The 11980-nt window shown below is 43.5% G+C and carries 3 protein-coding genes; all 3 read left to right on the top strand.

Translation table 11 applies throughout. The annotated features are described in order from the left end of the window. Positions 1-8271, top strand: an 8271-nt coding sequence (locus G3R48_RS09440; RefSeq protein ID WP_212593296.1) for a VCBS domain-containing protein, incomplete at its 5' end; no start/stop codon positions are given. 133 nt (positions 8272-8404) lie between these two features. After that, a complete protein-coding gene (locus G3R48_RS09435) occupies positions 8405-10582 on the top strand; it encodes a type I secretion system permease/ATPase (protein ID WP_153664693.1) in 2178 nt (725 codons plus the stop codon). After that, positions 10579-11961: an HlyD family type I secretion periplasmic adaptor subunit gene (locus G3R48_RS09430; protein WP_153664691.1), complete on the top strand. Its 1383-nt coding sequence runs from the start codon at positions 10579-10581 to the stop codon at positions 11959-11961. Before G3R48_RS09435 ends, G3R48_RS09430 begins: the two co-directional genes overlap by 4 nt. The last annotated feature ends 19 nt before the right edge of the window (positions 11962-11980 follow it).

The raw sequence follows: 11980 nt of genomic DNA, 5'->3' as shown, positions 1-11980 counted from the left end.
GTCGATGACGGTCAAGCCGCATTCCAAGTACAAACTGATGTTGCAGATGGCAATTACGGTAGCTTCTCAATCGATGCTGACGGTAACTGGGATTACGTACTAAACAACGACCATATCGATGTGCAATCACTGACTGAAGGCGAAACCTTAACCCGTACAATTACTGTAACTTCTGCAGATGGCACTGCAACCCACAACATCACTATCACCATTGTTGGTGCTAACGATGCGGCTGATATTACGGTTGATCTAGCCAGTGGCGACAGCGACTCAGGAATTGTTACTGAAGATGGCGCAACTGATCTTGATGGCAACACTGTCGAAGTGGTATCAGGCACTTTAACCATTAGTGATGTCGATGACGGTCAAGCCGTATTCCAAGTGCAAACCGATGTTGCTGATAGTAATTACGGTTCATTTAGTATTGATGCCGACGGTAACTGGGATTACGTCTTAAACAACGATCATATCGATGTGCAATCGCTAACGGAAGGCGAAACCTTAACCCGTACAATTACTGTAACTTCAGCAGATGGCACTGCCACTCACAACATCATTATCACCATTGTTGGTGCTAACGATCCGGCGGATATTACGGTTGATCTAGCCAGTGGCGACAGCGACTCAGGAATTGTTACTGAAGATGGCGCAACTGATCTTGATGGCAACACTGTCGAAGTGGTATCAGGCACTTTAACCATTAGTGATGTCGATGACGGTCAAGCCGTATTCCAAGTGCAAACCGATGTTGCTGATAGTAATTACGGTTCATTTAGTATTGATGCCGACGGTAACTGGGATTACGTCTTAAACAACGATCATATCGATGTGCAATCGCTAACTGAAGGCGAAACCTTAACTCGCACGATCACAGTAACCTCAGCTGACGGTACAGCTACCCACAACATCACTATCACCATTGTTGGTGCTAACGATCCGGCTGATATTACAGTCGATCTAGCCAGCGGTGATAGCGATTCAGGAATGGTTACTGAAGATGGCGCAAGCGATGTTGATGGCAATACCCTAGAAGCAGTATCTGGCACTTTAACCATTAGCGATGTTGATAACGGTCAAGCCGCATTCCAAGTACAAACCGATGTCGCAGATGGCAATTACGGTTCATTTAGTATTGATGCTGACGGTAACTGGGATTACGTCTTAAACAACGATCATATCGATGTGCAATCACTGACTGAAGGCGAAACCTTAACTCGCACGATCACAGTAACTTCAGCAGATGGCACTGCAACCCACAACATCACTATCACCATTGTTGGTGCTAACGATCCGGCTGATATTACAGTGGATTTAGCTAATGGCGATTCAGATAGTGCGACTGTCACCGAAGATGGCGCAAGCGATGTTGATGGCAATACCCTAGAAGCAGTATCTGGCACTTTAACCATTAGCGATGTTGATAACGGTCAAGCCGCATTCCAAGTACAAACCGATGTCGCAGATGGCAATTACGGTTCATTTAGTATTGATGCTGACGGTAACTGGGATTACGTCTTAAACAACGATCATATCGATGTGCAATCACTGACTGAAGGCGAAACCTTAACCCGTACAATTACTGTAACTTCTGCAGATGGCACTGCAACCCACAACATCACTATCACCATTGTTGGTGCTAACGATCCGGCTGATATTACAGTGGATTTAGCTAATGGCGATTCAGATAGTGCGACTGTCACCGAAGATGGTACAAGCGATGCGGACAGTAATACAGTTGAAGCGGTATCAGGCACATTAACCATTAGCGATGTCGATGACGGTCAAGCAGCATTCCAAGTACAAACTGATGTTGCTGATGGTAATTACGGTTCATTTAGTATTGATGCTGACGGTAACTGGGATTACGTCTTAAACAACGATCATATCGATGTGCAATCACTGACTGAAGGCGAAACCTTAACGCGTACGATCACAGTAACTTCAGCAGATGGCACTGCCACTCACAACATTACTATCACCATTGTTGGTGCTAACGATCCGGCTGATATTACGGTTGACCTAGCCAGCGGTGATAGCGACTCAGGAATGGTCACCGAAGATGGTACAAGCGATGTTGATGGCAACACTATAGAAGCGGTTTCAGGCACTCTTTCAATTTCAGATGTTGATGACGGTCAAGCCGCATTCCAAGTACAAACTGATGTTGCAGATGGCAATTACGGTAGCTTCTCAATCGATGCTGACGGTAATTGGGATTACGTCTTAAACAACGATCATATCGATGTGCAATCACTGACTGAAGGCGAAACCTTAACTCGCACTATTACCGTCACAAGTGCTGATGGCACTGCCACTCACAACATTACTATCACCATTGTTGGTGCTAACGATGCGGCTGATATCACGGTGGATTTAGCTAATGGTGACTCAGATAGCGCAACTGTTACCGAAGATGGCGCAAGCGATGCGGACGGCAATACCGTAGAAGCAGTATCAGGCACATTCACCATTAGTGATGTTGATGACGGTCAAGCCGCATTCCAAGTACAAACCGATGTTGCTGATAGTAATTACGGTTCATTTAGTATTGATGCTGACGGCAATTGGGATTATGTCTTAAACAACGATCATATCGATGTGCAATCACTGACTGAAGGTGAAACCTTAACTCGCACCATTACCGTCACAAGTGCTGATGGTACAGTCACCCACAACATCACTATAACCATTGTTGGTGCTAACGATCCGGCTGATATTACAGTCGATCTAGCCAGCGGTGATAGCGATTCAGGGATGGTTACTGAAGATGGCGCAACCGATGTTGATGGCAACACTGTCGAAGCGGTATCAGGCACTCTTTCAATGTCAGATGTTGATGACGGTCAAGCCGCATTCCAAGTACAAACTGATGTTGCAGATGGTAATTACGGTTCATTTAGTATTGATGCTGACGGTAGTTGGGATTACGTCTTAAACAACGATCATATCGATGTGCAATCGCTAACTGAAGGCGAAACCTTAACCCGTACAATTACTGTAACTTCTGCAGATGGTACAGCAACTCATAACATCACTATCACCATTGTTGGAACCAATGATGCACCCGAGTTTCTTTCTGGTTCTGACATCGCCACTGATATTGCCAATAATGATAGCTATGATTTTGGTTCAATATTAGAAGGTACGTTGGCTGGGACCGTTGTTGGCCAAGTATTTGCGAATGATAAAGATACCAATGATACCCTCACATTCAGCTTTATTGATGGCTCACTAACTAATGGTGTCTTTACCATCAATAAAGATACTGGTGAGGTCACTGTTAATATCGATATTGACGATATCCATATAGGTAGCTACGCCCTAGATATTAAAGTCACTGACAGTAATGGCGCAGAAGATACCGCTAAAATTACTATTAATTTAGAAAATGTCGACGATCCAACCCAAACTAACAACGACGACAAAATCATTACCGAAGATACGATTGCCCAAGGTAATGTTCTCAGTAATGATACTGACCCAGATAACAACTTGTCAGTTGTTTCTTTCACCATCACAGGTGATAGCACCGTTTACACTGCTGACTCCACAGTGATGTTAGACGGAGGCTTACTTGAATTAAACAGTGACGGTTCTTACCGATTCACCCCAACACAACATTGGAACGGCGTGCTTCCTGTTATTGTTTATCTGACAAATACAGGAGCAACGGCAACGCTCACCATTACCGTCACCCCTGAAAATGATCAACCACAAGCAACAGATAACCAATATATTGCCAACGATAGCCAAACCGTAACCGGTAACCTCCTCACCGACGATACTGGCATAGGGCTAGATAACGATATTGATAACGACAGTTTAACTATCACCCATATTAATGGCTCAGCCATTGTCTTTATTGATGGCGAAGCCACCGTTAATGTCACAGGTGGCACATTACTCATTAATCAAGATGGCAGTTTTACCTTTACGCATGACACAAGCACCACCAGCATTCCCGACATTCAATACACCATTAGTGACGGTAATGGCCTAAGTGATACCGCCACTCTTACCCTTAACTACAATAATGTCGACGCTGAAAATGATGGCGCACAAGGTGCCAGTTACAATGCAACTGCTAACTTTACTTCAGGCGTATCAATTCCTGTCGATGCTGACAACAATCCGCTCTTTAGTATTCGGGCATTAACTTACGATAATGCGGGCAAACAAATTGAAGGTGTTATCTCAACAGTCAATGGCAACGGTATAGGGGTTGATGGCAGCATTCGTCCAGACGGGCAAGTATCAACCCAAATTGAATTTGATCCGACAACAGGGTTATCCGAAAGCATTGAACTGCAATTTAATGAATTAGTGAATTATGTCGAATTTTCAGTAGCCAAGTTATATGCGGACGAAAATGCCGCTGAACAAGGCGTTTGGAAAGCCTACTACAATGGTGAGCTTGTAAGCAGTGGCATCTTCAGCAATGAAAGTGGCGATACTGGCTCATTTATTATCGACACTGACGATATCGTGTTCGACACCCTAGTGTTTGAAGCAACAAACAATGCCAGCCCAGTTACCAGTGGTGACTCATCCGACTATGTTTTAACCTCAATCAATGCCAGCGGTGCCAATTTAGGCCAAGGCGCAATCATCACTGGTGAAGACAACATCTTAACTGTTAGCGATCCAAATGCAGGATTGCTAGCAAATGACAGTGATGCTCAAAATAACGACTTTAGCATCACCGCTATTAACCATACCTCGGTGACTAACGGCAGTACCATCACCTTAGATAGCGGTGCATTATTAACCATATACAGTGATGGCACTTACCTTTACAACCCTAACAACGCCTTTAATTCATTAACCGCGGGCCAAGTTACCCAAGATACTTTCACCTATACCGTGACCGATGATAACGGCGCAACCGACACGGCCACCGTTGTGATTAATATCATTGGCGCAAGTGACGCACCAATAACTTATAGCGACAATTTCAGTATTGATGAAGGCGAATTAATTAACCTAACCGGCGCTGATTTTGTTAGTGACGATGTAGATGTCGAAGGGCATGCCATTACCTTAATGGCATTTGCAACAGATATTACTGGCAACAACGAAATTGATGCCGCAATAGCAGGCAATACATTAACCACCACTTTAGGCGGTATTATCACTATCAATGCTGACGGTAGTTACAGCTACCAAGCGCCAAGCAACATTGACCACAGCAGCGGCGATGTTACCGACAGTTTCTATTATCAAGCTGGCAACGGTTATCAAAATAGTCCATGGACTCAAGTTATTATTGATGTGCAAGATACAACACCCACCGCAGAAAATGACCGCGACCATATTGGTTTTGGCGGCACAGCTTATGGCAACGTAATTACAGGTGCAGGCACGAATGGGAACGGAATTGACGACATTGGTGCAGATATTACCGAGTTAACCAGCATTGAAATTGACGGTATCACCTATGACAGCTTCGATGCTGATGGCAATATTACTGTCACGATTGCCGACAGCGGCACCCTTATTATTAACAAAAATGGCAGTTATACCTTTGCCTCATCAGTGCCTGAAATCAATGGTCAAGCATCAGTCACTGACACCATTTTCTACACATTAACAGATGCTGACGGTAATAGTGCTCAAGCTAGACTGCGGATTGTTCAAGACTCAACACCTGATGCAAAAAATGATGTAGACAGCGTCAACGAAGCCGGGCTATCAAGTGGTACAGCTGCCAATAACGGCAGTAATATTACTACTGGTAACTTACTCGATAACGATGAAGGGATCAGTGGTACCACAACCATCACTCAAATCGACGGTGTCGCCGCAGTCAATGGTGTCATCACGATTACCAATAGTGTCGGTACCTTAGTCGTATACACCCAAGACAGCGCCGAACACCGTGCTGGTGATTATCAATACACATTATTAACTAACACCAACGGTGATAACAGCAGCGAAGTATTTAACTATACCGTCACTAATGCATTAAACGGCACTGACAGTGGTAACCTGCGAATAAATATTGTTGACGACCAACCCTCTACCAGTGACGTTTCGCAAAGCTTGCAAGCCAGTGCTGACCCTATCACCACCAATCTAACTATCGTACTTGATATCTCAGGCAGTATGGATGGTTCGGCAGGTAATGGTTCCAGCTATCTTGAAACCGCTGTCGCCGCATTAAGTGCACTTATACATGAAGTTGACAACACAGGTAATGTTAATATTCAAATCGTAAGCTTTTCAAATTCAGCCTCTTCCACAGGTTGGTTAGTCGATGATATTGCTACTGCAATTAGTACCCTCGAAGGCCTGATAGCCGGTGGCGGTACCAATTACGCCGCAGCATTAAATGCCGTGATGAATAGCGGTACCCTACCCAATGCAGATCAGAGCTTGCTGTACTTTATTTCAGACGGCGAACCAAGCTCTGGTGAAGACATTGACAGCACACTGCAAACAACTTGGGAAAATTACCTCAACAATATTGTTAATGATGTCCCTAACGGTGACCCTCTTTATGATATTGCTTTTGGTATCGGCATTGGTAACGCAGAACTAGACGATATCTATCCCATTGCATACCCTAACCCTAACGATGTTGAAGAGTATGCAGTACAAGTCGACAATGCCGACGACTTAACCAGCACGATTTTAAATTACTTCGAAGGCAACACCATAACAGGTAATTTAGGCATTATTAACGCCTCATCTAACAACGGTGTGCTCATTGGCGCTGACGGCGGAAATGTTACTAGCATTACCATTGACGGTACTACCTATGTATACGACCCTGACAACCTCATTCAAATTATCCCAACCGTGTTGGGCGGTGAACTTACTGTCAACTTTGAAACCGGCAGCTACAGCTACTCAATTGATGTAGACCGTAACGTACTTAACCAAAGTGAAAATATACAAGTCACCATTACTGATAATGACGGCGATGCCGACAGCTTAGAATTAGTCTTAAATATCAATTACTATGCAGGTGTTGATGCCAACGTCAATAATCTTATCTCCAACTTGTCATCAGGCAGTACCATTGATATTCCTGTGGAATACCTAACTCATGGCGACAAAACCCCTTACTCAACCGAAATAACCAACGTCACAGGTGATGCCACCCTAACAAATGATATTGTCACAGTGGCTAATGCAACCAATGAAAGCAATTTCAATTATCAAATTGACGGCAATGGTGCCAGCGACTCTGCCGACGTAGATTTTAACTTTATTAACAGTAACCAACTTATTGGTGGCGCAGGCAATGACATCATTATTGCCGCCAGCAGCGGTAATCAGTTGCCTACAGCGTTTAACGCCATCGTTAAACGTGGTGACACATATAATACCAATGGCAATAATCAAATTGGCTTTACGTTCAATAGCGCCATTGCAGGACTTTATATTAGCAATATCACGATCAACCTTGAGGGCGGCTTAGATGACAGCGCCAACTTTGATACCAGTGATAGGTTTGCGATTGGTAGCAATACCTCAGGAATAAGCACCTCAAATGTCATCACTATTTCCAATGATGAATCCACTCTCAGCGCTAACTTTGACAATAACGATTTTTCAAATGGTGACGAATTTTGGTTCTCAATCGATACAGACCAACTAAGTGGAACCAACAGCGATGAAGCTGGTGACTTTGTCACACAAGCAGTGACATTTAGCGTAACACTCAGTGATGGTACAACGCATAACGGTGCCTATGTATCAGATGGTAATGGCGGCGCTATTGGCACCCTTTTAATTGGTGATGGTGCGCTTCTTGATGGTGGCCAAGGTGATGATGTACTCGTAGGGGGTCAAGGCAATGACTTATTAATTGGTGGAGACGGTAATGATTTATTAATCGGCGGCTTAGGCGATGACTTGTTAATAGGTGGCGCAGGTGAAGACATATTTGCATGGCAACAAAATAATACTGGCACCGATACCATTACTGACTTTGTCATCAACCAAGATACGCTAGACATTAGTGACTTATTGCAAACTCAAGACACTAATAACCTTGAAAACTACTTATCGTTTAACTTTGATAACGGCAACACCACTATCGAAATAGATACCGATGGTAACGGCACAATAGAACAAACCATCATTCTCGACGGTGTAGACTTATCTGCTCAATACGGCACTGATATCACTAACTTAATTACTTCAATGCTAGACGACGGCAGCTTACTTATCTCTGATAACTCCTCAGCAAATGGTAATGCTGTTGAAGCAAATAATGCTGTTGCACCATTAGAGGAAAATAATGGCAACATAATCCCATAAAAAAATAAAGCTATCTGCTTGTGTCATATAGTACTATACGCCACAAGCACGTTAACAATGGCAACATGTAATTGATATGCAGCCAACAAAAGCAACAATAGTCCAATAATAATAAACTCTTAAGGATAAGGTTTTGGCGCTATCGGCTAATACAAAGGAACAACAATGGTCAATCCAGGCATCTCAGCGTGTCAAAGTGGATCCATTACTTGATTCACTTGTGATATTAACTGAGCACTTTGGTAACCCTTGCTCACCTGAATCCCTCGTGGCGGGTTTGCCGCTATCTGGTGAAGTGATCAATCCTGAAATATTCCCGCAAGCGGCATCTAGAGCAGGCTTAACCGCTAAGTTGTCACGTAAAGATCTGACCCAAATCCCTGATATTTTATTACCTTGCATTTTATTGTTAAAAGATAAACAAGCTTGTATTTTACGCCAAATAGATACTGAAGCTAACACGATCATTATTCAACAACCTGAGTCAGGCGGTGAGAAACAACTCCGTATTGAAGAACTCGAGTCAGTATATGTAGGCTATGCGTTTTTAGTTAAACAACAGTACCGTGGCGATAAAAACTTTGACGTTCATATCCATGACAACCAAAGTCATTGGTTGTTTCAAACCATTAAAGACGCTGCGCCCATATATCGCGACGCATTAATCGCCTCAATACTAGTTAATATTTTCGCCTTAGTGTCGCCGCTATTTATTATGAATGTGTACGACAAAGTCGTGCCTAACTTAGCTTTTGAGTCATTATGGGTGCTCGCCATTGGTGCTGGTATTGCGTACCTATTTGACCTTATTTTACGGCAACTTCGCAGTTACTTAATTGATGTAGCAGGCAAGAAAATTGACATTATTGTGTCATCTCAACTCTTTGCTAAAGCCATTGGAATCCCGTTATCTAAACGCTCGCCAAGTGTCGGCGGCATGGCCAAACAACTAGGTGAATTTGAATCCATACGTGAGTTTTTAACCTCCGCCACCATCACTGCCCTAGTCGATCTCCCTTTTGCACTGTTATTTATTGTGGTGATTTATATTGTCGCGGGCGACCTTGCCCTCGTACCCATTATTGCCAGCACCCTCATCATCTTTTTTACCTTATACATTCAACCACGGCTAAAAGCCGCCATTGAAGAAAGTAATCGCTTTGCCAGCCTCAAGCATGGTCACTTAATTGAAAGTTTATCCGCCCTAGAGTCAATTAAAGCCAATGGCGCAGAAGGTTTGGTTCAAAAAAGCTGGCAACAGATGATAGCCCACACCGCCAATTGGAATCTTAAAACCAAGAAGCTGACAAACTCAGTATCAAATCTTGCCAATTTTGTGGTGCAACTCAGTGTGGTCACGGTAGTCATTTTAGGCGTGTATCGCGTGGCCGATAACGCAATTTCTATGGGCGGAATTATCGCAGCCGTGATGCTTGCCAGCCGCGCTATTAGCCCAATGGCACAAATGGCAGGCCTTATCACTCGCGGTAATTACACCGCCAGTTCGTTAAGACAACTTAACCAAATAATGGACCAAGAAAGTGAATTTGATAACAAAGGTAACCTCGTCAGTACCCAACGCCTAAAAGGTAAAATTAATGCCGACAATGTCAGTTTCACCTACCCAGAAACTGAAAAACCGATTATTTACCCAAGTTCAATCACCCTACAACCTGGCGAACGGGTGGCCATTATAGGCCGTAATGGTTCAGGCAAAAGCACCTTGGCGAAACTGCTATTAGGCCTATTTAAACCCAGTGATGGTAGTTTACGTTACGACGGTCTTGATTCCGGTCAAATTCATCCTAGTGATTTACGCAGAAACTTTGGGTATTTACCGCAAGACATCACCCTATTTCACGGCAGTATTCGCGACAACATATTGTTTGGTTCACGCCAAGTCACTGAGCATCAACTTATTCGTGCTGTGCAATTATCAGGCGTTAGCCAATTTACCAACTTGGTTGCAGAAGGCTTAGACCAACAAGTAGGCGAAGGCGGCTTAGCCCTGAGCCGTGGCCAGCGTCAAATGGTCGCTTTAGCACGCGCAACATTAAACGACCCTCCAGTGCTGTTAATGGATGAACCCACCGCCAGCCTTGATGCTCGAGCTGAAAAACAATTTATCCAAGCAATGAAACAAGTTAGTCAAGACCGCAGCTTAATTCTTATTACACATAAAATGCATTTATTAAGCCTTGTTGATCGCATTATTGTACTCGACCAAGGCCATATTATTGCTGACGGAGAAAAAAACGACATCCTTAAAAAGCTCAACGAAGGATTACTTGCCAAAGGTAAAAGCCAATGAGCAAACCATTAAACACCAACGAACTTGAGATGGCCGACGACGTATACGGGGCGATGATGACCGAAGCACCAACCGGGCATCGACTCATTATCTGGTCGTTAACAGCCATGATGGGGTGCTTTTTTATTTGGGCATATTTTTCAAAACTAGACCAAGTAACCAGCGGCGAAGGCAAGGTTATTCCTTCTTCTCAAATACAAATTATCGAAAGTTTAGATGGCGGAGTATTACAAGAGATTTTTGTACAAGAAGGAATCATGGTTGAAAAAGGTCAACCATTAGCCCGTATTGATGACACCCGTTTTCGCTCCGACTTTGATCAACAAGAACAAGAAGTCTTTGGGTTGCAGGCTAATATCATTCGTATGCGAGCTGAACTAGACAGTATCGTTATTTCAGGGATGGACGCTAACTGGCGCCAGCAAATTAAAATCACTAAATCCCCGCTTGTCTTTAGCGACGAGTTAACCAATAACGAGCCTGAGCTTATCCAACGCCAACAACAAGAATACTCCGGCCGAATTGACAGCCTCAATAATCAGCTTGAAATATTAATCAGACAAATTCAGCAGCGCCAGCAAGAAACGCAGGAATTAGCCTCACGGATCACCACGCTCACTAAAAGCTTTCAGTTAGTCAGCAAAGAACTAGAACTCACAAGGCCACTCGCTAGAAAAGGCATTGTACCCGAAGTAGAATTACTCAAACTTGAACGCACAGTTAATGATATTCAAGGTGAACTAAAAACCTTACGTTTATTGCGCCCTAAAGTAAAAGCGTCAATGGATGAAGCGATATTAAAACGCCGTGAAGCTGTACTGAGTTTTGCCGCTGATTTACGCGCCCAACTCAACGAATCACAAAACAACTTATCAAGAATGAACCAAGCTCAAATTGGCGCTTTTGATAAAGTCAGTAAAGCAGTCATTACTTCGCCCGTTATTGGCACAATTAAATCCATTCATATCAATACACTCGGCGGCGTTGTACAACCAGGTGAAGAGATAATCGAAATTGTGCCATCAGAAGATAAATTATTAATCGAAACCAAAATCCCCCCTAAAGACATTGCCTTTTTATATCCCGGGCTGCCAGCAGTGGTTAAAGTCACCGCGTATGATTTTACTCGTTATGGCGGTTTAAAAGGGGTAGTTGAACATATAAGTGCTGACACCTCACAAGATGAAGATGGCAACAGCTTTTATACCATTAGGGTGAGAACCCAAGAATCGAGTTTACAAAAAGATGATGGCACACCGATGCCAATTATTCCCGGCATGCTCACGTCAGTGGACATCATTACCGGACAAAGAACCATACTTGAGTACATATTAAACCCAATTTTAAGAGCAAAGGACACCGCATTACGTGAGCGATGAAAAGACCAGGAGAGTGAAT

Origin of the sequence: Shewanella intestini (assembly GCF_018221465.1) — a bacterium.
GTDB classification, from domain to species: domain Bacteria; phylum Pseudomonadota; class Gammaproteobacteria; order Enterobacterales; family Shewanellaceae; genus Shewanella; species Shewanella intestini.
Note: the sequence above shows the minus strand (reverse complement) of the source record. Positions and strands in the feature narration are given on the sequence as shown.

Coding starts and splice junctions, on each gene's coding strand:
- G3R48_RS09430 (WP_153664691.1), top strand. CDS start 10,579: ATGAGCAAACCATTAAACACCAACGAACTTGAGATGGCCGACGACGTA.